Origin of the sequence: Streptomyces angustmyceticus, from assembly GCF_019933235.1 — a bacterium.
Lineage (GTDB): Bacteria > Actinomycetota > Actinomycetes > Streptomycetales > Streptomycetaceae > Streptomyces > Streptomyces angustmyceticus.
Genome location: NZ_CP082945.1, coordinates 7,192,538 through 7,217,600, shown reverse-complemented (window position 1 = coordinate 7,217,600; position 25,063 = coordinate 7,192,538). Strand labels below are relative to the sequence as shown.

Genomic DNA, 25,063 nt, shown 5'->3' with positions numbered 1-25,063 from the left:
CCGCGGCGGCAGCGGCACCACCGGGAGTACGGGACGCCACGGCGGTATCCGACGGGGCGCGGCATCGGGCCGCGCCCCGTCGTGGTGTCCGGTTCCCCGCCCGGCGCCCCGCCCGTGACGCGTCGGCACCGGCCCCTGCCCCGCAGGAAGGGCCCCTCTCGCTCCACTCAGGGGCCGGGGTGCGACGATGGGCCTGTCATGGTTGCGGGGCAGGTTCTCAGGGGGCTACGCGCCGCGGTGTTCGCGGCGGTGTGCGTGCTGCTCGCCGCGCTGGGGCACATGGCGATGTCGGATGCCGTGGTGCCGGCGTGGATGCTGCTCACCGCCTGGGCGGGGACCGCGGCCGTCGGCTGGTGCTGCGCGGGCCGGGAACGCGGGCCGCTGTGGGTGGGATTGCTGACCGTCGGCACCCAGGCCGCCCTGCACAGTGCCTTCTCGTTCGGCCAGGCCGTCGCCGGTGGCGGCGAGCGTTCGCTCGCGCGCCAGTGGGCGGACAGCTGGCTGTGCGGGGCCGAGGGCACGCGGCTCTCCGGTCCCGACGGCGCGCGGCTGCTGCGGCTGATGCACCAGCAGATGGCGGCCCTGTCCTCGACGGGCCGTGCGCACGGCATGCGGGACACGGGCGGCATGGAGTCCATGCGGCACATGGGGTCGATGGGCTCCATGGGCGGTATGGACCACGCCGCGCAGATGCCGGGGATGCACGGCAGCGCCGCCGGGATGCTGGCGGCCCACCTGCTGGTCGCGTTGCTCAGCGCGGTGTGGCTGTGGGGCGGTGAACGGGCCGCGTTCCGGCTCGTGCGGACCGTGTCGGCCCGGCTGTTCGCCCCGCTGGTGCTCGTGCTGCGGATCCTGCTGCCCGATCCGCGGCCCGCCGTCCGCGCCGCCCGCCAGGAGCCGCGGCGTGCGGTGCGGCAGTTGCTGCTGGCGTATACGAGGTCGTTGCGGGGTCCGCCGCATGAGCCGGCTGTCCGCTGACAGCAGGTCGTGATCCCGAGCCGGTGGACGGGCGGGTGCCGAGCGCACCCGCCGGCGTCCCGGCTCCGACTTCACCGGTCCCCGCCGTGCGCGGCGACCGGATCATGCGAAGGACTCCAGATGATGATCGATGTCCGGATGCCGGCGGCGCCGCTGCCCGCGTCCGTTCCCGGCGCACCGGCCGACGGCGGCGGGTGCCCGCCGGCCGCCGCGTCAACCGGCCCGTTTGCCGCCCGTGTCGGCGCCGCTCGCCCCCGGTCCCGCGGCGGCCGCCCGCAGCCGCGCGAGCAGCGCGTCGGCGGCGGCCGGGTCGTCCTCGGGGTGCGCGGCGGCGCGGCCGAGGCCGGCCGCGAGGGCTCGTGCCCGCGCGTCCCACCGTCGGCAGTCCCGGCAGCCGGCCAGGTGGTCGTCGAGCCGGCCGGGAGTGAGCCCGGGGGGCGGTTCCTCCCCGTCGAGGCGGGCGGAGAGTGCCGTACGGATGCGCGAGCAGTGCATGCGTCCATCCTCCCCGACGCACGGCTGCGCGGCGAGGGGCGGTCGCGGTATGCGGGATGACGAGGCGGTGACGGGCTGGGCGCTGGCCGCCCGTACCGGGGACGAGCGGGCCGTCGAGCAGTTCGTGCGGGCCACCCAGCTCGATGTGCGGCGCTATGTGGCGCATCTGAGCGGGGATCCGCAGGCGACCGACGACCTGGTGCAGGACACCTATGTGCGGGCGCTGCGCAGCCTGCCGCGGTTCGAGGGCCGGTCGTCGGCGCGTACCTGGCTGCTGACCATCGCCCGGCGGGTGGTGGCGGACCGCATCCGGTCCGTCGCGGCGCGGCCCCGGCTGGCGGCGACGGACGACTGGCAGACGGCCGCCGAGCGGGTGCAGCCGCGGGGTGTGCCGGGGTTCGACGAGGGTGTCGCGCTGGCCGAACTGCTGGCGGCGCTGGCGCCGCAGCGGCAGGAGGCGTTCGTGCTCACGCAGTTGCTGGGGCTGCCGTACGCGGCGGCGGCCGGGGTGATGGGCTGTCCCGTGGGGACCGTGCGGTCCCGGGTGGCGCGCGCCCGCGAGACGCTGGTCGCGCTGCTGGCGGAGGCGGAGTGCCCGGAGCCGGCGGAGGCGCCGCGGGTCTACGCGGACGCCGTGGCCTGACCTGCCGCGGCCCGCGGGAGTGACGACGGGGCTCATGGACGGGCGAGGGCCGGTCCATGAGCCCCGTGGCATGCCGGGCCAGGGGCCCCGCTGCCGGTCCAGGGCCTCGTGGCGTGCGGTGCGCGGCGGGCTCACCGGCCGGGCGGTACCGCGCGGGCCCGTACGGTCCGCGGCGGGCTGTCGCGGAAGTGCAGCGTGAAGGTGAGCCGGTCGCCGGGCGCGAGCCGCGGCGGTGGGCTGACCATGACGTCCAGGGTCGTCGGCGTCATGGTCAGGGTGCCGCCGGCCGGGACGGTGGCGGCGCGGACCATCGCCATGCTCCGGGCGTTGTGCCCGATGTCGACGGTGCGGCTGAGCATCGCGCGGTGGCCGGCGGGGCCGGTGACGCCCGTCAGGACGTCGTCGGCGCCGCCGGTGTTGCGCAGGGTGAAGAACGCGGCGGTGGCCTCGGCCCCCGAGGGGATCAGCACCCGGCCCTCGGGGATGCTCAGCCGCGCCGCCCGGCCGGCGTTCCCGGCGGCGGTCCACGCGGTGAGCGTGCCGAGGGTCACCAGCGCGGTGAGCAGCGGGACGAGGACGGACGGGACGGACGGCCGGGTCATGAGGTCTCCCCACGGGGTCGGGTGCGGCGGCCGTGGGGGCGGCGGTCCCGGCTGCCGGGTCCGCCCGGCCGCCAGGCGCGCAGCCGGAGGCTGTTGCCCACGACGAGCAGTGAGCTGGCGGACATGGCGGCGGCCGCCGGCATCGGGCTGAGCAGGCCGACGGCGGCGAGCGGCAGGGTGACGAGGTTGTAGCCGAAGGCCCAGACGAGGTTGCCGCGGATGGTGCCCAGGGTGCGCCGGGCCAGCCGGACCGCGTCGGGGATCGCCTGGAGGTCCTCGCGTACGAGGGTGACATCGGCGGCGCCGATCGCGGCGTCGGTGCCGCTGCCCATGGCGATCCCGAGGTCGGCGAGGGCGAGGGCCGCCGCGTCGTTGACGCCGTCGCCGACGACGGCGACCCGGGCGCCCTGCTCCTTGAGGGTGGTGACGAGCGCGGCCTTGTCCTCGGGGCTCGCCCCGGCGTGGACCTCGGTGATGGCGAGGTGGCCGGCGATCGCACGGGCGGTGGCCTCCCGGTCGCCGGTGGCCAGGACCGGGCGCAGCCCCAGGCGGCGCAGATGGTCGACGGCGCGGTAGCCGTCGGGGCGGAGGGTGTCGCCGACCGCGAGGACGGCCTCCGGGGTCCCGTCGACGGTGACGAGGACAGCGGTGTGACCGGCCGTCTCGGCGGTGTGCACCGCCTCCGGCAGCGGGGCGGGCAGGCCGGTGAGGTCGCCGGGCCGGGTGACCTCCACCCGGTACCCGTCGGCCGTGCCCCGGACGCCGTATCCGGGGGTGGCGGCGAAGTCCCGTACGGGCGGCAGCGGTCGGTCCGGCAGCCGCGCGGCGGCGTCCGCGCCGATCGCGCGGGCCAGCGGGTGCTCGGAGCCCTGCTCGACGACGGCGGCCAGTCGCAGCGCCTCCGTGGCGTCGAGTCCGCCGGTGCGCGCGGTGAGGGCGGTGACGCTCATCCGGCCCGTGGTGAGGGTGCCGGTCTTGTCGAGGACGACGGTGTCGATCCGGCGCAGCCGCTCCAGCGCCTCCGGCCCGCGCACCAGGATGCCGAGCTGGGCGCCGCGGCCGGTGGCGGCCAGCAGCGCGGTGGGGGTGGCCAGCCCCAGCGCACAAGGGCAGGCGACGACGAGGACGGCCACCGCCGCGGTGATCGCGGACTGCGGGTCGGCGCCTGCGCCGAGCCAGAAGCCCAGGACGGTGACGGAGACGGTGAGGACGCCGGGGACGAAGACGGCCGCGACGGCGTCGGCGAGCCGCTGGACGGTGGTCTTGCCGGTCTGGGCGTCCTCGACGAGCCGGGTGATGCGGGCGAGTTGGGTGTCGGCGCCCACCGCGTCGGCCCGTACCTCCAGCAGGCCACCTGAGTTGAGCGCGCCGCCGACGACCGCGTCCCCCGGGCCGACCTCCACGGGGCGGCTCTCCCCGCTGATCAGGGACAGGTCCAGGGCCGAGCCGCCCTCGACGACGGTGCCGTCGGTGGCGACGCGTTCGCCGGGCCGGACCAGGAAGCGGTCGCCGGCCCGCAGCCGGTCCACGGGGATGCGCCTGCCCCGCTCCCGGTCGCCGTCGGTGCGCACCTCGACGTCCTTGGCGGCGAGTTCGGCCAGGGCGCGGAGCGCGGCGCCGGTGCCGCGCCGGGCCCTGGCCTCCATCCGCCGCCCGGCCAGCACGAACAGCGGGACGCCGACGGCGGCTTCCAGGTAGAGGTGCGCGGTGCCGTCGCCGGCGGCGGGCAGCAGGCTGAACGGCATGGTCATGCCGGGCGCCCCGGCGCCGCCGAGGAAGAGCGCGTAGGCGGACCAGGTGAAGGAGGCGACGACGCCGAGGGAGACCAGGGTGTCCATGGTGGCCGCGCCGTGCCGCAGGCCGCGCAGCGCACGGGCGTGGAAGGGCGCGGAGCCCCATACGGCGACGGGCGCGGCGAGCACGAAGCACAGCCACTGCCAGTCGCGGAACTGCCAGCCGGGCACCATCGACAGGACCAGCACGGGCAGCGAGAGCGCCGCGGTCACCAGCAGCCGGTGCCGCTCCGCGCGGGCGGCGTCGCCGTCGTCCCCGTCGTCCGGGCGGCCGGCGGGCGACGGCCGGTCCTCCGCGTCCGGCGCCGGGGCGGGTTCGTGGGGCCGGGCGGTGAATCCGGCCGCCTCGACGGTGGTGACGAGGTCGGTGACGGACACCGCCGCGGGGTGGCGGACCGTCGCCCGGCCGGTGGCGAGGTTCACCGTGGCGGCGACGCCGTCCAGCCGGCCGAGCTTCCTCTCGACCCGGCCCACGCAGGCGGCACAGGTCATCCCGCCGACCGTGAGGGTGGTGGTGAGGGACGGGGCCGGTGCCTCGGAAGGGAGTGACGCCGGGGCGTCGGAGCGGGACGGAGACGTCATCGCGGCGCTCCCTCCCGCACCGGCCGGGGAGTTCCGGCGCCCATGCCGTGCATCCCGCCCATGTCCCCGTCGTGGGCGGGCGCGTCGTCTCCCGTACGGGTGCCGCCCGCCGGGTGCAGATCCGGGGCCACCGGGCCGACGGCGGCGCCGGCCGCGTACGCCAGGGTGCCGAGCAGCGCCAGCAGCACGAGGAAGCCGAACACCGACCGTGCGGGCAGCAGCCGTGGGACGGCCTGCCGGAGAGAGCGCCGACTGCGGTCGGCCGAAGAGCGGGACATCGCGTCATCGTGGCAGGCGGAGGCGGCGCCGGGCGGGCGATCCGGGGCCCGGCGGAGGGTGAGGTTCATCCCGTTCGCGCGCCGGAACCCGCCGGCCCGCGGGACCGACTAACTGGGTTTGGACACCGGCGCGTCCGCGGGAATCCGGGCCCGATTTCCCGATTCCGGCGGGAACTCGACGGGGCCCGCGCACGACCTCTTCAACGCCGCGCCGCCCGGGCGCGGTTCGCCGTCCACCGGCGCCCGTTGAGGAGGACACCGTGTCCACACCCCCCGATCCCATCGACCTGTTCGGGACGGAGTACACCCGCGATCCCTATCCCCTGTACGCCGAGCTGCGCGAGCGCGGCCCGGTCCACCGCGTGCGATTCCCCAGCGGGGTCCGCGCCTGGCTGGTGACCGGCTACGAGGCCGCGCACCAGGCGCTGACCGACACCCGGCTGGGCAAGGACCACGCACGGGGCAACGCGGCCTGGCGGGCCCGCGCCTCGATCATGCCCGAGCCCCAGCACTCCCAGCTCCAGGTGCATCTGCTCCACCAGGACCCGCCGCGGCACACCGCGCTGCGCCGGCTGATCACCGACGCCTTCGCGCCGCAGCGCGTCGAGGGGCTCCGCCCCCGGTTCCAGGCCATGGCCGACGCTCTGCTCGACGGGCTCCCGGACGCCGGCGAGGCCGATCTGGTCGAGGTCTTCGCCGGGCGCTTCCCGTTTCGGGTGCTGGCCCATGTCATCGGGCTGCCCGGGGAGTTCGAGGAGCGCTTCGACCGGGACTGGGGCAAGGTCGTCCAGCCCGTGGGCCCGTCGGACCCGGGCCGCCCGGCGTACGAGGCGCGGCTGCGCGGACTGCAGCGGTACATCGCCGATCTCGTCGTCCACAAGCGCGGTGAGCGGGGCGAGGATCTGCTCTCCCGGCTGGTGGCCGCCCGCGACGACGGCCGGATCGGGCAGGAGGAGCTGGATTCGATGATCTTCCAGCTGCTGGTCGCCGGGCAGGAGCCCGTGACGAACCAGATCAGCACCGCCCTGGTCACCCTGCTGCGCCACCCGGACCACCTGGCCGCGCTGGCCGGCCGTCCGGAGCTGCTGCCCCGTGCCGTCGAGGAACTCCTGCGATATGACAGCGCGTTCGAGCTGACGACCTGGCGGTTCTTCGCCGAGGACGCCGATCTGCACGGGACGCGCATCCCGGCGGGCGACTCCGTCATCGTGTCGCTGTGCGCGGCCAACCGCGATGCCCGGCAGTTCCCCGACGCCGACACCCTGCACTTCGACCGCACCCCCAACCCGCATCTCGCGTTCGGGCACGGCACCCACTTCTGCCCCGGCGCCGCCCTCGCCCGCATCGAGCTCCAGATCGCCCTGGGGACCCTGCTCAGACGGCTGCCGGGACTGCGGCCGGCCGTCCCGGACGACGAGCTGCGCTGGATCCCGGCGGTCCTGGCGCGCGGGGTGGACCGGCTGCCGGTGACGTACGGCGCGCCGGCCACGTGTCCGGTCGCGGACGGGCCGGATGCCGCGTGCTGACCAGCCCGCCCCGGCCGCGTCCCGCACCGCCCGCCGGCCACCGGGACGGTGGCGAGGCGGTACTCGCCGAGCTGCTGCCCCACCGCCGCACCCTGGACACCGGCCACGCCGACACCCCCGACGCCTTCCCCGCCCAACTGCGGCAGCTCGCCGCGCCGGTGGCCGCGGGCGAGCCGGTCGTCCTCACCCTCCCGGGCTTCCCCTGCAAGTCGCCGAACCCGGCCAAGGTGCTCGGTCGCCTGCCGGACGAGGGCGAGCGGCTGGCGCTGCGCTTCCTGGACGCCCTGTGCGCCCGGATCGAGGCCGTCCACCCGCCCGGGGCACGGGTGGTCATCTGCTCGGACGGACATGTCTTCAGCGATCTCATCCGGGTGCCCGACCGCGACATCGACGCCTACGCGGACGCCCTGCGCGCCATGGTCCACGACGAGGGCCTGACCCGGCTGGACGTCTTCGACCTGCGCGACGTCTACGGGCGACGGCTGTCGCACGAAGCCCGACGGGCCCTGGTCCTCGAGCAGTACGCCCCGGATCTGGAGACCCTGCGGTCCCTGACCCGCAGCGACGAGCCGACGCGCCGCCTCTACCAGGGCCTCACCCGCTTCCTCTTCGAGGACTCCGTCGCGTTCCCTGGCACCCGCTCGGCGCTGCAGCGCGACTGCCGCCGCCGCGCCTACGCGGTGATGCAGCGCAGCCGCGCCTGGGGCGACCTGGTCGGCGCACACCACCCGGGCGCCTTCCGGCTCTCCATCCATCCGCAGCCCAGGGACTCGGCCAAGTTCGGCATCCGGCTGCTCGACGCGCCCGACGTGTGGACGACGCCGTGGCACTCCTGCGTACTCGAACACCCCGACGGCCGAAGGGAGTTGCTGCACCGGTCGGAGGCCGAACGGCTCGGCCGGCTGGTGTACCGCCGGGGGCGGCCGAGCCACTTCGTCACCGGGTGAAGGCGGGGTAGCGGCTGCGCGAAGCTCCCCGGCCGGGGCGGGGCGGTGCCGGGCTCCCGTCGCCGGCGGGAGCCGCGGGCCGCCCCGCCCGGAGCGCGGCCGCGGCGGGCGGCGCCACCACCACGGCGACACCGAGCCCCGCGGCGAGCAGGCCGGCCGGTGGCGAGCTGCGCCCGGAAGTCTCCGCCCGCGCCTGATGTCCGGGGGAGCGGAGGCGCGGCCGATGCCTCACCGCGCGCCGCGAGCCGTCCGGGCCGGACGGCTGGTCGAAGGGGCCGGTCGGCCCGCTGGTGTCCGCAGTGGTCATGGCGGCGATTGTGGTGCGGGCCGCGGCGCTTGTTCATGGTGAGCGGACACAGCGTCGGCGGTCATCCGTCACAAGGGCGCGTCCGCGCGCCCGTCACGGGTCCAGCCCGCTGCCCTGGGGCCCGTAGAGCTCCAGCAGGCGGACGCGGGTGCCGTGCAGGCGGTCGGCGACGGTTTCGGCCACGTAGCGGTACATCGCGCGGCCGAGGATGGGGTCGGACTCGCACAGGGCGCGGACCACCTTGGCGTCGAACTCCACGGCCTCGACCGGGCCGACGGTCTCCGCGCCGAAGTGCCACAGGTAGGGCGGGAACAGCCAGGACCAGCCGAGCAGTTCGTCGCGGCCGAGCGTCTCGACGACGGCGGCGCGGCGCCCGGGGACCCGCTGGTCGAGGACGATCTGTCCGCTGCGGATGATCCAGAAGTGGTCCGCCCGGTGGCCTTCCTCGAAGAGGCGGGTGGCGCGCGGCAGCGACACCTCGACGGCGATGTCGGTCAGGCGCCGGCGCCGGTCGGGCGGCATCGCAAGGAACAGGTGTCTGCTGGTGGCCATCGCGTCCTCCGCTCGCTCCCTGCACGATATGCGGAGGTCCGCGGGGATTGCGGGAAGGCTCGGCCGGGCGGGCGGCTGACGGGGGCGGACCCCGGTGGAGTCCCGGTGGGGTCAGGTCATCTGGCGCCGCACCAGATCGTGCAGCCGGCCGCCGGTGTCGGCGAGCAGCTCGGCGGGGGCGCCCTGCTCGACGATCCGGCCGTCCGCCATGACGATGACCCGGTCCGCGTCCATGACCGTGGACAGCCGGTGGGCGATCACCAGGCGGCTGGCGCTGAGCTTGCGGGTGCTGTCGATGACGATGCGCTGGGTCTCGTTGTCCAGGGCGCTGGTGGCCTCGTCGAAGAAGAGGATCCGCGGGCGGCGGACCAGCGCCTGGGCGATCATCAGCCGCTGCCGCTGGCCGCCGGAGATGGCGCCACCGCCGGCGATCATGGTGTGCAGCCCCATCGGCATCCGCTTGATGTCCTCGGCCAGGCCCGCCATCTCGGCGGCCGCCCAGGCCTCCTCCTGGGTGAAGGACTCGGCACCGCAGATGCAGTCCAGGATCGAGCCGGTGAGCGGCTGGGCGTTCTGCAGCACGACCCCGCACTGGCGGCGCACCGCCGCCTGGTCCAGGGCGGTCAGGTCCTGCCCGTCGTAGAGCACATGGCCCGAGGTCGGCCTGTCGAAGCCGATGAGGAGCCGGAGCAGGGTCGACTTGCCGCAGCCGCTGGGGCCGACGACGGCGACGAACTCGCCGGGCCGGACCTGGAAGGACACGTCGTCGAGGACGAGCGGGCCGTCCTCGGTGTAGCGGAAGGACAGCTTCTTGGCCTCGATGCCGCCGGTCAGGGCGCCGGGCTGGGCGCTGGCGCCGCGCACCTCGGGCTTCTCGTCCAGCACCGGCTTGATCTGCTCGAACATCGGCATCGCGGCGGCCGCCGAGATGAAGGCGCCGGTGATCTGGGTGACCGAGGTCAGCAGCATCGTCACCGAGGTGTTGAAGGTGAGGAACGAGGCGGCCGACATGCTGCCGCGGGCCGGCCCGGCCAGCAGCATGAACATGGTGAGCGAACAGACCGGCAGGTAGACCGCGTTGAGGACGGTGGTCAGGTTCTTGATCCGGCCGGCCTTCTGCTGGAGTTCACGGGAGCGGGCGAACTCGCGGGCCCAGGCCGCGTACGCGAAGCTCTCGGCCGCGGCGACCCGCAGCTTGGGCAGTCCGCGCAGGGTCTGGAACGCCTGGTTGTTGAGCTTGTTGGTGAGCTTGATCAGCCGTCGCTGCCAGCGCAGCTCCCACAGGCCCATGGCGAGGAACACCACGCCGATGACGAGCAGCATGGCCAGGGCCGCCAGCGCCAGCGGCACGCTGTACAGCAGCAGCATCACGAGGTTCATCGCGCCGACCGTCGTGGCCTGCACGGCCACCGGGCCGAGGCCGGAGAGCACCCGCCGGATGCCGCTGATGCCCATCGCGGCACTGGCCAGCTCGCCGGTGGAGCGTTCGGTGAAGAACTTCGTCGGCAGCCGCAGCAGCCGGTCCCACACCGCCGGCTGCAGCGCGCTCTCGATCCGGCCCTCCATCCGCAGCACGGTGAGGTTCTGCAGCAGCATGAAGGCCGCGGAGACGACGCTGGTGATGACGACGGCCAGGGAGACCTGCACGATCAGGCTCTTGTCGGCGCTGGGCACGTACTCGCCGAGCACCTTGCCGGTCGCGATCGGGACGAGGGCACCGAGACCCACCGTCACCAGTCCGGCCAGGGCCAGGTTCCGCAGGTCCATCCGGGTGCCGCGCAGGCTGAAGAGCATCAGCCGCCACAGGCTCATGGGCCGCTCGGGCAGCGGGCGGTAGAACATCACGGCGCGCGGCTCGAAGGCGTCGGCGTTGTCCTTGCCGATGCGCATCCGCAGCCCGGAGGCCGGGTTGACCGCCTCGTAGCGGCCCCGGCGCCACAGCAGCGCCACCGGGGCGCCGGACTTGGCGCGGTGGCCGACCAGGGGCCCGGTGTTGGTCCGCCACCAGCTGCCCTGGAGCCGGACGGCGCGGGTGCGGATCCGGGAGCTGACCGCGATCCGTTCGACCGGGGTGATCCGGTCGTTGGCGGCGGCGCCCTTCGGGGGTTCGGTGAGGGTGATCCGGGCCGCCTCGGCGACCGTGCGGCAGACCGCGAAGGTGGCGTCGTCGCCGGCCCGGTCCGGCCCGGTGCCGCCGCGGCCGCGGTCCTGGCGGCCGATGGACGCGATCAGCGCCTGGTCGGCCCGCTCGCGGACGGCCTCGCCGGCCTTGATGCCGGCCGCCGTGCGGTCCTCGTGGGCGCGCTCCAGGTGCTCGATCCAGCGGTCGACGGCGGACAGCAGCCGGTATTGCTGGTTGACCATCTGCTGCCACAGCTCGGGGTCCACCAGCAGGTCGCCGGCCGCCTCCGCGCTGTAGGTGGCGCCGTACTGCACGCTGCCGGGCGGGACGGGCATCCACAGGATGTCGTCGTCGGCCACCGCCTCGTCGGCGGGCCGGCCGTCGAGCGGTGCCTCGAACAGCACGCCCAGGCTGCGGGCGGTGCCCAGCGCGAAGGCGTGCTCCAGCGCGGAGGGCGCCTCGCCCTGGCCGCCGTACGCGGCGTCGTGGCCGTAGCCGTCCTGCGTGCCGTACTGCGGGAACGAGCCGGTGTCGCCGTACTCGCCGTAGTCGTTGCGGGGCAGTTCGCGCAGCGGTATCCGGCGCAGCCGGCAGTCCTGGGTGGGGCGGCCGAGCAGGGTGTGGTGCGGGCCGGCGACCGGCCCCAGCAGGAGGGTGCCCGCTTCGAGGCGGCCGAGGAAGTGCCAGTGGCCCTCCTCGGCGGCGTCGACCGCGAAGAGGTCCAGCGATCCGCCGGTGACGAGCCACAGCACATGCGGGCCCTCCAGCGGGACATGGCGCAGCCCGGTGCAGTCGACGGGCGTGCCGAGGCCGCCCAGGGCGTGCGTCACCGCGTCGGTGTCGCCCGGTCCCACGACCGCGGGCGGGGGCATGGATGACACGTCAGTGCTCCTTGACCAGCTCGGCGTACGGGCCCCCGGCGGCGACCAGGTCCTCGTGCCGGCCGCGTTCGACGACCACGCCGTGGTCGAGGACCACGATCTCGTCGCTGTCGCGGACCGTGCTCAGCCGGTGGGCGATGACGACGCAGGCACAGCCGCGCCGCCGCAGGTTGTCCATGATGGTCTGCTCGGTCTGCGCGTCCAGGGCGCTGGTGACCTCGTCGAGGACCAGGATGCTCGGGCGCCGGACCAGCGCGCGGGCGATCTCCAGCCGCTGGCGCTGGCCGCCGGAGAAGTTGCGGCCGTCCTGTTCGACGCGGCTGTGGATGCCGTCGGGGCGACGGGCGATCACATCGTCGTAGAGCGCGGCGTCCTGGAGCGCGGTGATGACCGCGTCGTCCGGGATGGAGGGGTCCCACAGCGCCACGTTGTCCCTGACCGTGCCCTCGAAGAGGAAGATGTCCTGGTCGACGAAGGACACGGAGGCGGCCAGCGCGCTGCGGGAGAGGTCCTCCAGCCGCTGTCCGTCGATGCGGATGGTGCCTTCCCAGGGGCTGTAGAGGCCGGAGATCAGCCGGGAGACGGTGGACTTGCCGCTGCCGGAGCCGCCGACGAGGGCGACCTGCCGCCCGGGGCCGACGGCCAGCGAGAAGCCGGTGAGCAGCGGTTTGTCCAGCGGGCTGTAGCCGAAGGTGATGTCCTCCAGCGTCACATGGCCCTTCAGCCTGCGGGTGTCGGCGTCCGGCTCGGGGCGCGAGTAGAGGCTGTCGACGGGGAAGCTCTCGACGTCCTTGAGGCGGGCCACGTCGGCGGCGAAGTCCTGGATGCGGCCCGCCACTCCGTTGAGCCGGGTGATGGGCGCCGTGAAGCGGGTCACCAGCGCCTGGAAGGCGACCAGCAGACCGATGGAGATATGGCCCTCGACCGCCCGCAGACCGCCGATCCACAGGATCAGCGCGCTGTTGAGCGTGGCCAGGGTGGGGGCGACGACGGCCAGCCAGGCGCTCGGCACCCCGAGGCGCTGCTGCACCTCCAGCGTGGTGGCGTGCTGGCCGGCCCAGCGGCGGAAGTAGCCGTTCTCCCCGCCGGTGGCCTTCATCGTCTCGATGAGCTGCAGACCGGTGTAGGAGGTGTTGGTCAGCCGGGCGGTGTCGGCGCGCAGCTTCTGGGTGTGGGTGGCCCGCAGCCGGATCACGATCCGCATGGCGACGACGTTGAGCAGCGCGATGCCCACGCCGATGACCGTCAGCTGGGGGTCGTAGGTCCACAGCAGGACGGCGTAGAGGATCACCACGATCCCGTCCACGCCCGCGGCGGCGAGGTCGCGTGCCAGGGTCTCGGCGACCGCGTCGTTGGACTGCAGCCGCTGGACGAGGTCGGCCGGACTGCGCTGGGCGAAGAAGGTGACCGGGAGTCTGAGCAGGTGCCGCAGGAACCGGGCGCTGGTCAGGGTGGAGGAGATGATGCGGCCGCGCAGCAGGTTCGCCTGTTGCAGGCCGGTCAGGACGGCGGTCAGCGCGACCATCGCGGCCATCGACGCGAAGAGCGGCCCCAGCAGCGAGGTCTGGTTGCCGATCAGGAACATGTCGATGTAGGTACGGCTCAGCGCGGGCACCGCGGCGCCGACCGCGACCAGCAGCAGGCTGGCGAGCAGCGCGGCCAGCAGGGTGCCGGTGGTGCCGCGCATCCGGGCGGGCACGGCGCCGAGCACGCCGGGCTTGCGGCCGCCCTTGCGGAAGTCCTCGCCGGGCTCGAAGACCAGGGCGACACCGGTGAAGCTGGTGTCGAAGTCCTCGATGGGCACGAAGCGGCGGCCCTTGTCGGGGTCGTTGATGCGGACGCCGCGGCGGCCGAAGCGGCGGCTGGTGCCGTCGTAGACGACGTAGTGGTTGAACTCCCAGAAGAGGATGGCCGGCGCCTGCACCTCCGCGAGCGCGGACGGTTCCATCTGCATGCCCTTGGCCTGCAGGCCGTAGCTGCGGGCGGCCTTGAGCAGGTTGCTGGCGCGCGAGCCGTCGCGGGAGACGCCGCAGGCGATCCGCAGCTCCTCCAGCGGTACGTGCCGCCCGTAGTGGGCGAGCACCATGGCCAGCGAGGCGGCGCCGCACTCCACGGCCTCCATCTGGAGGACGGTGGGGGTGCGTACGGTCTTCGTCTTCTTGGGCTTCGGGGCGGGCGGCGCGGCCCGGCGGGTGCGGCGGGCGCCGGGCGCGGGCTCGGGGCGGTGCCGGCCGCGGCCCGGGGGCGGCAGCTGGGCCTGCGGGGCCGCGGAGTCGGGGGAGGCGGTCATGGCAGCAGCCAATCGATCGGGTGCTGCGCGGCCAGGTGCACGGCGCCGGTGGCCGGCGTCATGGAGTCGACGGCGTAGGGCGGGCCGCCGGCGGCCGACCAGGCGTAGCCGGAGGCGTTGTGCGGGTCGGCGTCGAGCGTCACCAGGACCGCGATGGGCTGGCCGTGCTGGGAGAACTGTTCGCCGAGCTGGCTGTTGCCCAGGTAGGCGCCGATCCGCTGGCGGGTCTGCGCGGTCCTGCCGACGGCCTTGACCCGGCCGCGCAGCACGCCGTACTTCTGGCTCGGCACGGACTGGACGGTGAGGTCGACGGCGGCGCCGACGGGGACGGTGGCGCCGCTCTGGGCGGGGACGTACAGCGTGGCCGTCAGGGGGTCGCCGGTGTGGGCGACGCGCTCCACGGAGGCGACGTCCGCCCCGGTGGTGACGACGGAGCCGATCGTGGCGACCATCGTGGTCAGCCGTCCCGCGGCGAGCGTGCGGACGACGGCGGTGCCCCGGGCGGTGCGGACCTTCAGCACCGGGGTGTTGGCGGCCACCCGCTTGCCCTCCTGGGCGAGCACGGCGGTGACCTGGCCGGAGACGGGGCTCTGGAGGATGTAACTGCCCTGGCCGTGGGTGAGGATTCCGGGCGCGCCGAGCGTGGACGACACGGTGCCGGTCACCGCCCACACGCATGCGGCGATCACGAAGAGGACCGTGACGGTCAGCACCAGCCAGCCCTGGGGGCGGGCGAAGCGCACCGGCAGGTCGATCTCCTCGGGCGACTGCAGCTTGGAAAGGGCCTGTTGGCGGAACTGCACGACACTCTTCCCTCAACTGCAATGGTCTGTCAGACGGGTGGCGGCCGGGCGCCCCGGTCCCGGGCGGAGCCTGGGGGTCCGGGGCACTCGGCCCGGCATGTCGGCAAGGAGGGGGCGCCGACCTGCCGTTGTCACCGTTCTCAGCCGGCTGTACCGCTCAGCGGTACAAAGGGCGACTCAGAGACCGTTGACCAGGCCCGAGGCGGTGCCGACGACGCCCGAGACGTTGGCGCCGGTGGCGCCGTCGACCAGGCCGGTGGCGGTGCCGACGACACCCGAGACCGGGGCGATGGAGTCAACGGTGTTGGTGGCGTTGCCCACGACACCGTTGAGGAGGCCACCGGACACGTTGTCCAGGTCGGCGTCGGAGATTTCCTGGGTCTGGACCTGGGGGGTGGAGTTCATGATGTTTCCCTTCGGATGAATATCTAGAAAAAAGCTGCGCCCGAACCGTCCGGTGGGTGGTCCGGCCGCGGCTGCGGCAGTCGGGTACCCGAAATCGGGAACCGATGGTGTGACTCCCGCGATGCGAAGGATCAAAGCATGCTGGCGCGTTGCGCTGCTAATCGGAGAACCGCAGATCCGGACCCCAACGGCCCACCGAATTACCGGAAGTGCACGCGCATCCATGACTTGGTGGCAGCTTCTTCACAGCTTCTCCAGTTTCAGTTCCAACCCCTCGGTAACCGCTCGTTCGACGAACTGGACATTCCTGCACCAACCTGCTGACCTGCAGGTCAGCGCGGGGATACCGCACGGGAGAGGCGGTGCCGACTGCGCATTCGTTGTGCAGATTCCTTGAAGGACGCCAATTTTTACGGCACCTGAGCACGGCATCGTCACCAAACCCCGGCGCGCACTCTCGCCGGGCCGCTCCGAATGTTGCAGGGGCATGAAATGTGCCCGATTCGCCCGGAGTTCAAGGGCGGCATCGCACGAGTTGAACGTATTGAACGGAATCATCGGAACTATACGTGCTCCATTCCCTGGAAACGGATCGAGTAGCCGGAGAACGGACATACCCGCATAACGCCGCGCCTTCCGAACCGTCGGTAATGGGCGGTTCCGCGGTGCGCCACCCACACCCCGGTGGCAGCCGCCCACCGGGTGCGGCACCGTGAAAGGACGCGGCGTTGGCCGGCGCCCCGGGAAGGAGTCGTGCGTGGACCCCGTCGAGGCGCTGGAGCGGATCGCCTTCCTGCTGGAGCGGCAGGGGGCGGTGACCTACCGCGTCCAGGCGTTCCGCACGGCCGCCACGGTCATCGCGGCGATGTCCCCCGACGAGGTGCGCCGCCGCACCCTGGACGGTTCGCTGGGGCGGGTCAGAGGGCTGGGCCCCAAGACCACCCTGGTGGTCGAGGAGGCGCTCGCGGGGGTGCGGCCCGCCTATCTGGCCCATCTGGCGGAGGAAGCGGGCGGACCGCTGGTCGAGGGGGAACGGGGACAGCGGCTGCGGCGGGCGCTGCGCGGCGACTGCCATCTGCACTCGGACTGGTCGGACGGCGGCAGCCCGGTCGAGGCCATGGCCCGGGCCGCCCGCGACCTCGGGCACGCCTGGTGCGTGCTGACCGACCACTCCCCCAGGCTCACGGTGGCCCGCGGGCTGACCGCCGAACGGCTGCGCCGGCAGCTGGCGCTGGTGGCGGAGGTCAACCGGACACTGGCGCCGTTCCGGCTGCTGACCGGGATCGAATGCGACATCCTCGACGACGGCACCCTCGACCAGGAGCCGGAGCTGCTGGACGAGTTGGACGTGGTGGTCGCCTCGGTGCACTCCAAGCTGCGGATGGACCGGGCCCCGATGACCCGGCGGCTGCTGGCCGCGGTCCGCAATCCGCTGGTCGACGTGCTCGGTCACTGCACCGGACGGCAGATCACCGGCAAGCTGCGGCCCGAGTCGCAGTTCGACGCCGCGGAGGTGTTCGCGGCCTGCGCCGAGCACGGTACGGCCGTCGAGATCAACTGCCGCCCGGACCGTTTCGATCCCCCGCGCCGGCTGCTGCGCCGGGCGCTGGAGGCCGGCACGCTCTTCGCCATCGACAGCGACGCCCATGCGCCGGGCCAGCTGGACTGGCAGATCTACGGCTGTGCCCGCGCCGAGGAGTGCGGCGTACCGGCCGGACGGATCGTCAACACCTGGACGGAGCGCCAGGTGGCCACCTGGACGCGGACGGGCCGGACGCCGCGGCGCGCCTTCGGGCCGTCCTGAACGGACCGTCCTGAGCAGGCCGTCCTGAACGGGCCGTCAGGCGGTGTGCGCCGCGGGAGTGCCATCGGCCGGAGCGCCGGTGGCGGACGTGAGCCGCAGCGCCACGACATAGGCGACGACCACGGCGACGATCACCAGCGGCATCACCGTCAGGCCGCTCTTCCCCAGCAGCAGGGTGGCCAGCAGCACCGACGTCATCGGCAGCCGGAGCATCGCCACGCACATGGCGCCCACGCCCATCGCGAAGGCCGGGGTGAGCGCGAGGCCGGGCAGGTGGGCCAGCACGACACCGCCGGCCGCGCCGAGGAACAGCGCGGGGAAGATGGGCCCGCCCCGGAAGGCGCTCAGCGACGCGCAGTACGCCAGGCCCTTGCACACGAGGAGCAGCAGCAGCGCCGCCACCGAGTAGCCCGCGCTGTCCTGGAACAGCGACCCCAGCGCCGACTGGCCCGAATAGAGCATCTCGGTGGCGGGCTTGCCGGTGGCCGCGGCGAACACCACCGCCAACGCGCCCACCACCAGGCCCATCACCATCGTGGCCGGGACCCGATGGCGCACCACCCGCCCCTTGAGGAACAGCGAGAGCCGCCGTACGCCGGTCGCGGCGAAGGCCGCGGCCACCCCGATGACCAGGGCCCAGCCGAACTCCGGCACCGTCGGCTGGGCGGCCTGGGGGACGTCGTGCAGCGCGAGGGAGTACGTGCCGAGTCCGGTCCAGTCCCCCAGCCCGGTGAAGACGAGCGCGCCGATCCCCGCCGCCAGCAGGCCGGGCACCAGCAGTATCACCGGCATCGGGCCGCCCAGCCCCGCCACCTCCATCAGGAGGAACGCGCCCAGCAGCGGGGAGCCGAGCAGCGCGCTCACCGCGGCGAAACTGCCCGCAGCGCCCACCGCGGCGACGCTCTGCGCGTTCATTCCCCGGCCCAGCAGCCGCGCGGCGCCCGCGGCCAGCCCGCCGCCGAGGGCGATGAGCGGCGCCTCGGGGCCGAGCACCGCACCGAAGCTGAGCGAGGCCAGCGCCGCGAACCCGATCCCGGGGAGCGCGGAGAGCGGGGGCGCGCCACTGAGCGCGAGCCCGTCGGCCGGCTCATGGCCACCGTTGCCCGGCAGGTGACGGATGGCCAGCCCGACCAGCAGACCGGCGACCACGAGCATCGGGACCGGCCACCACAGGGGTGTCCCGGCGAAGCCCAGCGCCCGCGGCAGGTCCGTGTAGATCAGCGGTTCCAGCTCGTGCACCAGCGCGAGGAAGCCGAACGCGACGGCACAGACCGGGAAGCCGACCACGGCCGCCACCAGCAGGAGCTTCAGATAGCCGCGGGTGCGCACCAATGCGTACGGGTCCTTGGGCACACCGGCGGGCGTCTCGCCCGCCGGGCCGGTGGAGCCGACCGACATCGCCTCGCCTCCCTCGCCGCATGCCGTGCCGAGCCTGTCACGCCCGGCCCGCCCCGGCATGCCGGGCGCGTCCCCGGGGGCATGGCCATCCGGGTGAACCGGGAGCGCGCGAGGGCCTCACCCCTGGGACGCCGCCGCCTCCCGGAGGGCGGCCAGCACCGGGTGCAGCAGGGGGTGTTCCTCGGCTCCGCGGCGTACGGCGGCGAAGACCCGGCGGGTGGGGGCGACATCGTCGACGGGGCGGACCGCCACGCCCGTGAGGTCCATGTCGCGCAGGGCGGAGCGGGGGACGAGGGCCACCCCGGCGGCGGCCGAGGCGAGGGCGACGACGGCTCGGAAGTCGTCGGAGGAGTGCTCCAGCCGGGGCTCGAAACCGGCGTACTCGCAGGCCAGGACGACCACGTCATGGCAGGGATTGCCGGGGTAGGGGCCGATCCAGGGGTCCTCGGCGAGGTCGGCCAGGGCCACCTGCGCCGCGTCGGCGAGGCGGTGGCCGGGCGGCAGCACCGCGTCGAACGGCTCGGCGTAGAGCGGGACCCGGGTCAGCCGCGGGTCGTCGGCGCGGGGCGCGCCGCGGTATTCGACGGCGACCGCCACATCGACCTGCCGGTCCAGGACCATCAGCAGGCTGGCGTCGCCCTCGGCGTCCTGGACGCGCACCCTGATGCCGGGCGCGGTGCGGGTGAGCGCGGTGAGCGCGGGCGCCACCACCAGGCCGATGCCGGTGGCGAACGCCGCGACGGTGACCGTGCCGGCCTCGCCCGAGCCGTACGCGGCGAGCTCGGACTCGGCGCGCTCCAGCTGGGCGAGGACGGCGTTGGCGTGGGCGAGCAGGATGTCGCCCGCGGCGGTCAGCCGCACGCCGCGGGCGCCGCGTTCCACCAGGCGGTGGCCGGTCTCCTGTTCCAGGGCGGCCAGCTGCTGGGAGACCGCCGAGGGCGTGAGGTAGAGCGCGGCGGCCGCGGCGGTGACCGTACGGTGGTCGGCCACCGCGCGGAGGATGTGCAGCCGTCGTGCTTCGATCATGCTTCCAGTTTCGCAGGGCCGGGCCCGCGGCCGGGTCAGCCGGCGAGCGCGGCCCTCGCGTCGAGGAAGGCGTCGACCGCGCGGTTGACGTCCTCGGTGGAGTGCGCGGCGGAGAGCTGTACCCGGATGCGCGCCTGGCCCTGCGGGACCACAGGGTAGGAGAAGCCGATGACGTAGACCCCGCGCTCCAGGAGCAGCTCCGCCATCCGGGCCGCCTCGGCCGCGTCGCCGATCATGACGGGGGCGATGGCGTGGTCGCCGGGGAGGACGTCGAAACCCTCCTCGGTCATCCGCGAGCGGAACAGCGCGGTGTTGGCGTGCAGCCGCTCGCGCAGGTCACCGGCCGACTCCAGCAGGTCGAGCACCTTCAGCGAGGCGGCGGCGATCACCGGGGCGAGCGAGTTGGAGAAGAGGTACGGGCGCGAGCGCTGGCGCAGCAGCGCGACGATCTCGGCGCGGGCCGCGACATAGCCGCCGGAGGCACCGCCGAGGGCCTTGCCGAGGGTGCCGGTGATGATGTCCACGCGGTCCATGACGCCGTGCAGCTCGGGGGTGCCGCGGCCGCCGGGGCCGACGAAGCCGACCGCGTGCGAGTCGTCGACCATCACCATGGCGCCGTAGCGGTCGGCGAGGTCGCAGATCTCGTCCAGCGGCGCCACATAGCCGTCCATGGAGAACACGCCGTCGGTGACGATCAGCGTACGGCCGGTGCCGCCCGCGGTCGCCTCCTTCAGCTGGCGCTCCAGGTCGGCCATGTCACGGTTGGCGTAGCGGAAGCGGCGGGCCTTGCACAGCCGGATGCCGTCGATGATGGAGGCGTGGTTGAGGGCGTCGGAGATGACCGCGTCGTCCGGGCCGAGCAGGGTCTCGAAGACGCCGCCGTTGGCGTCGAAGCAGGAGGAGTAGAGGATGGTGTCCTCCTGGCCGAGGAAGCCGGAGATCCGCTGCTCCAGCTCCTTGTGGACCTCCTGGGTGCCGCAGATGAAGCGGACCGAGGCGAGGCCGTAGCCCCAGCGGTCGAGCGCTTCGTGGGCGGCCGCGACGACCTCGGGGTGGTCGGCGAGGCCGAGGTAGTTGTTGGCGCAGAAGTTGAGGACCTCGCCGGGGTTGCCCCCCGCGGTGACCGCGACGGTGGCGGACTGCGGGGTGCCGATGACCCGCTCGGGCTTGTGCAGGCCGGCGGCGCGGATCTCGTCGAGGGTGCCGCGCAGTTCGTCGCGTACGGAGTCGAACATCGGGATTTTCTCCAGGAGTCGGGGTGAGGCGGACGGGTGGGCCGTGGGGGCGCGCCGCGCCGGGACGGGCGCGCCGGGGCCGGCCGGGCGGAGGAGTCAGGCGGTCCAGTCGAGGATGATCTTGCCGCTGCGGCCGCTGGCGGCGTCGTCGAAGGCGGCGTCGAAGTCCTGGTACGGGTAGCGGCCGGTGATCACGGGGCCGAGGTCCAGGCCGCCCTCCAGCAGCACCGACATCGCGTACCAGGTCTCGAACATCTCCCGGCCGTAGATGCCCTTGATGGTGATCATGGAGGTGACGATCCGGGCCCAGTCGACGGGGAACTGCTCGGACGGCAGGCCGAGCATCGCGATCCGGCCACCGTGCGTCATGTTGGTGATCATGTCGCGCATCGCCTCGGGCCGGCCGGACATCTCCAGTCCGATGTCGAAGCCCTCGCGCAGGCCCAGTTCGCGCTGGCCGGCGGCGATGTCCGCCTCGGCGACGTTGAGGGCGAGGCTGACGCCGACCTTGCGGGCCAGGGCGAGGCGCTCCTCGCTGACGTCCGTGATCATGACATTGCGGGCGCCGGCGTGCCGGGCGACGGCCGCGGCCATGATGCCGATCGGCCCCGCGCCGGTGATCAGCACGTCCTCGCCGACCAGCGGGAACGACAGCGCGGTGTGCACGGCGTTGCCGAACGGGTCGAAGACGGCGGCGATGTCGAGGTCCACGGGGACGCGGTGCACCCAGACGTTGCCGGCGGGCAGCGCGACGTACTCGGCGAACGCGCCGTCCCGGCCGACGCCGAGGCCGACGGTGGCACGGCACAGATGGCGGCGCCCGGCCAGACAGTTGCGGCACTTGCCGCAGACCAGGTGGCCCTCGCCGCTGACCAGGTCACCGGCCTTGATGTCGGCCACGTCGCGGCCGGTCTCCACCACCTCGCCGACGAATTCGTGGCCGATCGTCATCGGGGTGTCCACGGCCTGCTGGGCCCAGCCGTCCCAGGCCCGGATGTGCAGGTCCGTGCCGCAGATACCGGTGCGCAGCACCTTGATCAGGACATCGCCCGGACCGATGGCCGGCTCGGGTACGTCCATGAGCCACAGACCCGGCTCCGCCTTCTCCTTGACCAGTGCCTTCACCGCAACGGCTCCCGTACGTCAGTGTGCGCTGCCGGGGGCCCGTACCGGCCACCCGATCTTCGTCAGGAAATCTTCCCTACCCGGGCCGCCCGGTCCATCGAGGATTTCTTAAGCGCGGCCACAGCTGCCCTTTACACCCCGTGGGGAAGGGGGCGCGCGGCCCCGGTCACGGCCCCCCGCGTGAGGGCGATCACGCCCGCGCGCCGGGGCCGGCGGAGCGCCACGAGCGCGGCTCGGCGGCGGCGCCGGCGGCCGCGGGGAAACGGCCGGGGCCGGTCGCCCGAACGGGTGCCGGGCGGCGGCCGGCGGGCGCGGGAGTGTAAACGTTCGCCACCGCAAGCGTCGGAATTCATCACAGCTTGAGTGGCCGTGAGACCCGGACGCACGGGGCTACGTAGGACTGGGTGGCAGCAACACACGGGTGCCGACGCGACGCACCGCGGTCGCCCGTGTGCCCCGTTCCTGTGCGTCCCTGGAGGTCAGTGAATTGAGCCACCGACATGTGAACAAGCGGACCGGCGCCATCGCCGGCGCCGCGGCGGCCGCCATCGCGGCCGCAGCGATCCTGCTCCCCAACGCCAACGCGAGCACGGACCAGCCGGCGGCCCCGAAGACGCTCAGCGCCCACACGGCCACTCAGCTGGCGGCGTCCCTGAAGGCGGACCTGGGGGACAAGACGGCGGGCTGGTACCTGGACAGCGCGAACGGCCACCTGGTCATGAACGTGCTGTCGGCGGACGACGCCAAGAGCGTCGCGGCCCAGGGCGCCGTCGCCAAGGTCGTGCACAACAGCATGACCGCGCTGAAGGCCGGTGCGCAGACCCTGCGCGACTCCGCCTCGGTGCCCGGCACGGCGTGGTCGATCGACCCGAAGACCAACAAGATCGTGGTGCTCGCCGACAGAACCGTCACCGGCGCAAAGATGGCCCAGCTCAACAAGGCCACCAGTGGCATGGGCTCGGGCATGGTCACCGTCAAGCGGTCCCAGGGCGAGTTCAAGCGGTACGACGGCGAGAGCGCGAGCGGCGCGGCGGGGAGCGCGGCCGGCGGCGGCCAGGCGGCGGGCGGTGCCGGCGACGCCGGGGCGGCCGGTGGCGGCGACGCCGGGGCGGCCGGTGGCGGCGACGCCGGGGCGGCCGGTGGCGGCGACGCCGGGGCCGCGGGCGGCGGCGATGCCGGAGCGGCGGGCGGCGGCGACGGCGGCCAGGCCGCGGGCGGTGCCGGCGGCGACGGCGGAGCGGGTGGCGGCGGCGGTGGCCAGGCCGCCGGACCGGTCGGCGGCAGCGCCATCTTCGGTGGCAACGCCCGTTGTTCGCTGGGCTTCAACGTCACGGTCAAGGGCGCCCCGGCGTTCCTGACGGCGGGTCACTGCGGCAACGACTCCAAGACCTGGACGGCCGACCAGGGCGGCAGCCAGCCGCTGGGCACGGTGGCCGACTCCAAGTTCCCGAAGACCGACTTCGCGCTGGTCAAGTACGACGACGCCGGCGCGAAGCCGGAGAGCGCGGTCGATGTCGGCAACGGCAGCACCAAGCAGATCACCAAGGCCGCGGAGGCCGCCGTCGGGATGAAGGTGCAGCGCTCGGGCAGCACCACCGGCCTCCACGACGGCACCGTCACCGGCCTCGACGCGACGGTGAACTACGGCAACGGCGACATCGTCAACGGCCTCATACAGACGGATGTCTGCGCCGAGCCCGGCGACAGCGGCGGCGCGATGTTCTCCGGCGACTCGGCGGTCGGTCTGACCTCCGGCGGCAGCGGCGACTGCACCTCCGGCGGCGAGACCTTCTTCCAGCCGGTCACCGACGCGCTGAAGGCCACGGGCGCGGAGATCGGCGCCGGAGGCGGCGCGGGCGGCGGTGACGCCGGCGCGGGCGGTGCCGGCGACGCGGCCGCGGGCGGTGCCGGTGACGCCGGTGCAGGAGGCGCCGGAGCGGGCGACGCGGGCGCCGGGAGCGCCGGTGCCGGAGATGCCGGAGCGGGCGACTCCGGTGCCGGTGCCCAGGACCCCGGTACCGGTGCGCAGGACCCGGGTGCGGGCGCCCAGGACCCCGGTACGGGTGCCCAGGACCCGGGTGCCCAGGACCCGGGTGCCGGCGGCAGCAGCGACCCCGGAGCGGGCAGTGGTGATGGCCTGAACTGACCTCCCCGGCATCGCCGGATTCCCCAGATCCCCTGCGTCATCGGCCCCGCCCTCCTTCGCCCTCCCCTTGCGAAGGAGGGCGGGGTCGGTGCGTGCGGAATCGGGAAGCCCCGTACGGCCTCCGGCACTTCGGTGCGCGGAGCGCGGCCGGACGGCGGGGCGGCAGCGCCGGAGGGGACGGCATCAGGGCGAAGCCGGCCGGGTCCTCGACAGGACCGGGCCGGGCCGCCCCTCACCCCTCAGTAGGAAGTGACGGTGAAAAGGCCGCCATCGGGGTCACGGATGACCGCCTGGCGGCCCTCGCCGTCCGCCGTCGGTGTCACGGGAGTGACGGTGCCTCCGGCGGCCACCGTGGCGGCCGTGACCTTCTCGATCTCGTTGACCGGGAAGTGGACGTGCCAGCGCGGCCGCACCCGCGGGTCGGGGGCGGACTCCACCGCGCCGCCCCGGAGCGTGGCGACCGTGTGCGTCCCCTCCCGGACGAGGACCTGGTCGTGCTCGTAGGTCACATCGCAGCCGTCCGGATCCCCGGAGGCCCAGCCGAAGACCTCCGCGTAGAAGATGGCGGCGGCGAAGGCGTCCCGGGTGCGCAGTTCGAGCAGGGCGGGCGCGGCACCCCGGCCGACCGACCACGCCAGGGTCTGGCCCTCCCAGAAGCCGAACGTGGCGCCGTCGGGGTCGGCGGCGAGGGCGGCCCGCCCGGGACCGAGCTTGAGCGGGCCGACGGCGACGGTCCCCCCGCGCTCGCGAATCTTGTCCGCGGTCTCGTCGGCGTTCTCCACCGCGAAGTACGAGGTCCAGGCCACGGCCACCTGAAAGCTCTGGGCAAGGGCGCCGATGCCGGCCACCGGCTGTCCCTCGGCCACCGCGACGGAGAACTCCTCTCCGAGGCTGGCCGGGCGGAACCGCCAGCCCAGGACGGCGGAGTAGAACTCCTGCGCGGAATCCAGATCGCGGGCCATCAGACTGACCCAGCAGGGAGCGCCACGTACGGGAGTGGCCGGGCCGTGGGCCGACATGACATCTGCCTCCAGTTGCTCAGCGCCCCTTCCCACTCTGCCAGCGACGGGGCAGGGCCGCACCAAGGGCGCGTCCCTGTGGCAGCAGCGCGGTTGTGCCGCTCTT

The 25,063-nt window shown here is 74.1% G+C and carries 21 protein-coding genes; 6 read left to right on the top strand and 15 right to left on the bottom strand.

Features of this window, described 5'->3' with window-relative positions:
• Positions 1-198 precede the first annotated feature (198 nt).
• The gene (locus K7396_RS32250) at positions 199-978 is read left to right on the top strand and encodes a PE-PGRS family protein (RefSeq protein ID WP_152104507.1); all 780 of its coding nucleotides are present in this window, start codon (positions 199-201) and stop codon (positions 976-978) included.
• Positions 979-1,191: 213 nt separating this feature from the next.
• Here the strand turns inward: K7396_RS32250 and K7396_RS32245 are convergent, their stop codons facing one another.
• Positions 1,192-1,473: a zf-HC2 domain-containing protein gene (locus K7396_RS32245; RefSeq protein ID WP_086721777.1), complete on the bottom strand. Its 282-nt coding sequence runs from the start codon at positions 1,471-1,473 to the stop codon at positions 1,192-1,194.
• A gap of 49 nt (positions 1,474-1,522) precedes the next feature.
• Between K7396_RS32245 and K7396_RS32240 the strand changes: the two genes are divergently transcribed.
• The gene (locus K7396_RS32240; protein ID WP_086721778.1) at positions 1,523-2,116 is read left to right on the top strand and encodes a sigma-70 family RNA polymerase sigma factor; all 594 of its coding nucleotides are present in this window, start codon (positions 1,523-1,525) and stop codon (positions 2,114-2,116) included.
• Between the two features lie 131 nt (positions 2,117-2,247).
• Here K7396_RS32240 and K7396_RS32235 read toward each other — a convergent pair whose 3' ends face one another.
• From K7396_RS32235 to K7396_RS32225, 3 genes are read right to left on the bottom strand one after another with little or no spacing between them, the layout of a single operon-like run.
• Positions 2,248-2,718: a copper chaperone PCu(A)C gene (locus K7396_RS32235; RefSeq protein WP_086721779.1), complete on the bottom strand. Its 471-nt coding sequence runs from the start codon at positions 2,716-2,718 to the stop codon at positions 2,248-2,250.
• Positions 2,715-5,093, bottom strand: a complete 2,379-nt coding sequence (locus tag K7396_RS32230) for a heavy metal translocating P-type ATPase (protein WP_086721780.1) — start codon at positions 5,091-5,093, stop codon at positions 2,715-2,717. Before K7396_RS32230 ends, K7396_RS32235 begins: the two co-directional genes overlap by 4 nt.
• Entirely contained in the window at positions 5,090-5,371 is a 282-nt protein-coding gene (locus tag K7396_RS32225; RefSeq protein ID WP_223660268.1) for a hypothetical protein, read from the bottom strand. Before K7396_RS32225 ends, K7396_RS32230 begins: the two co-directional genes overlap by 4 nt.
• Positions 5,372-5,631: 260 nt before the next feature.
• Between K7396_RS32225 and K7396_RS32220 the strand changes: the two genes are divergently transcribed.
• Together K7396_RS32220 and K7396_RS32215 are read left to right on the top strand one after the other, a co-directional pair.
• Positions 5,632-6,897: a cytochrome P450 family protein gene (locus tag K7396_RS32220; RefSeq protein ID WP_086721782.1), complete on the top strand. Its 1,266-nt coding sequence runs from the start codon at positions 5,632-5,634 to the stop codon at positions 6,895-6,897.
• On the top strand, positions 6,894-7,844 hold the full coding sequence (locus K7396_RS32215; RefSeq protein WP_086721786.1) for an L-tyrosine/L-tryptophan isonitrile synthase family protein: 951 nt from the start codon (positions 6,894-6,896) through the stop codon (positions 7,842-7,844). The genes K7396_RS32220 and K7396_RS32215 overlap by 4 nt, the downstream gene beginning before the upstream one ends.
• On the opposite strand, the gene K7396_RS32210 is transcribed toward K7396_RS32215, so the two are convergent.
• The 6 genes from K7396_RS32210 to K7396_RS32185 all read right to left on the bottom strand — a co-directional run bounded on the left by K7396_RS32210 (position 7,834) and on the right by K7396_RS32185 (position 15,204).
• Positions 7,834-8,151 (bottom strand): hypothetical protein, encoded by a 318-nt coding sequence (locus K7396_RS32210; protein ID WP_086721783.1) that lies wholly within the window; start codon positions 8,149-8,151, stop codon positions 7,834-7,836. The genes K7396_RS32215 and K7396_RS32210 overlap by 11 nt on opposite strands.
• Positions 8,152-8,244: 93 nt before the next feature.
• Positions 8,245-8,703 carry a cyclic nucleotide-binding domain-containing protein gene (locus tag K7396_RS32205; RefSeq protein WP_086721784.1) on the bottom strand — a complete coding sequence of 153 codons (459 nt, stop codon included), beginning with the start codon at positions 8,701-8,703 and terminating at the stop codon, positions 8,245-8,247.
• A 111-nt stretch (positions 8,704-8,814) separates the two neighbouring features.
• The gene (locus K7396_RS32200; RefSeq protein WP_086721785.1) at positions 8,815-11,697 is read right to left on the bottom strand and encodes an NHLP bacteriocin export ABC transporter permease/ATPase subunit; all 2,883 of its coding nucleotides are present in this window, start codon (positions 11,695-11,697) and stop codon (positions 8,815-8,817) included.
• A gap of 10 nt (positions 11,698-11,707) precedes the next feature.
• Complete coding sequence (locus K7396_RS32195) at positions 11,708-13,996, bottom strand: NHLP family bacteriocin export ABC transporter peptidase/permease/ATPase subunit (RefSeq protein WP_152104508.1); 2,289 nt, start codon at positions 13,994-13,996, stop codon at positions 11,708-11,710.
• Positions 13,993-14,799, bottom strand: coding sequence for an HlyD family efflux transporter periplasmic adaptor subunit (locus K7396_RS32190; RefSeq protein ID WP_086721305.1), 807 nt, complete (start codon positions 14,797-14,799; stop codon positions 13,993-13,995). Before K7396_RS32190 ends, K7396_RS32195 begins: the two co-directional genes overlap by 4 nt.
• Positions 14,800-14,976: 177 nt before the next feature.
• Positions 14,977-15,204: a type A2 lantipeptide gene (locus K7396_RS32185; protein WP_086721306.1), complete on the bottom strand. Its 228-nt coding sequence runs from the start codon at positions 15,202-15,204 to the stop codon at positions 14,977-14,979.
• Between the two features lie 757 nt (positions 15,205-15,961).
• On the opposite strand from K7396_RS32185, the gene K7396_RS32180 reads away from it, so the two are divergent.
• Positions 15,962-17,008 carry a PHP domain-containing protein gene (locus K7396_RS32180; RefSeq protein WP_086721307.1) on the top strand — a complete coding sequence of 349 codons (1,047 nt, stop codon included), beginning with the start codon at positions 15,962-15,964 and terminating at the stop codon, positions 17,006-17,008.
• A 36-nt stretch (positions 17,009-17,044) separates the two neighbouring features.
• Here the strand turns inward: K7396_RS32180 and K7396_RS32175 are convergent, their stop codons facing one another.
• From K7396_RS32175 to tdh, 4 genes are all read right to left on the bottom strand, one after another.
• Positions 17,045-18,406, bottom strand: coding sequence for a chloride channel protein (locus K7396_RS32175; protein ID WP_086721308.1), 1,362 nt, complete (start codon positions 18,404-18,406; stop codon positions 17,045-17,047).
• A gap of 117 nt (positions 18,407-18,523) precedes the next feature.
• A complete protein-coding gene (locus K7396_RS32170) occupies positions 18,524-19,432 on the bottom strand; it encodes a LysR family transcriptional regulator (RefSeq protein ID WP_086721309.1) in 909 nt (302 codons plus the stop codon).
• Between the two features lie 35 nt (positions 19,433-19,467).
• Complete coding sequence (locus K7396_RS32165; RefSeq protein WP_086721310.1) at positions 19,468-20,667, bottom strand: glycine C-acetyltransferase; 1,200 nt, start codon at positions 20,665-20,667, stop codon at positions 19,468-19,470.
• A 96-nt stretch (positions 20,668-20,763) separates the two neighbouring features.
• Positions 20,764-21,792, bottom strand: coding sequence for an L-threonine 3-dehydrogenase (gene tdh / locus K7396_RS32160; protein WP_086721311.1), 1,029 nt, complete (start codon positions 21,790-21,792; stop codon positions 20,764-20,766).
• A 502-nt stretch (positions 21,793-22,294) separates the two neighbouring features.
• Here tdh and K7396_RS32155 point away from each other — a divergent pair.
• On the top strand, positions 22,295-23,938 hold the full coding sequence (locus K7396_RS32155; protein ID WP_223660267.1) for a S1 family peptidase: 1,644 nt from the start codon (positions 22,295-22,297) through the stop codon (positions 23,936-23,938).
• 239 nt (positions 23,939-24,177) lie between these two features.
• Here K7396_RS32155 and K7396_RS32150 read toward each other — a convergent pair whose 3' ends face one another.
• On the bottom strand, positions 24,178-24,957 hold the full coding sequence (locus K7396_RS32150) for a VOC family protein (protein ID WP_086721652.1): 780 nt from the start codon (positions 24,955-24,957) through the stop codon (positions 24,178-24,180).
• Positions 24,958-25,063 lie beyond the last annotated feature (106 nt).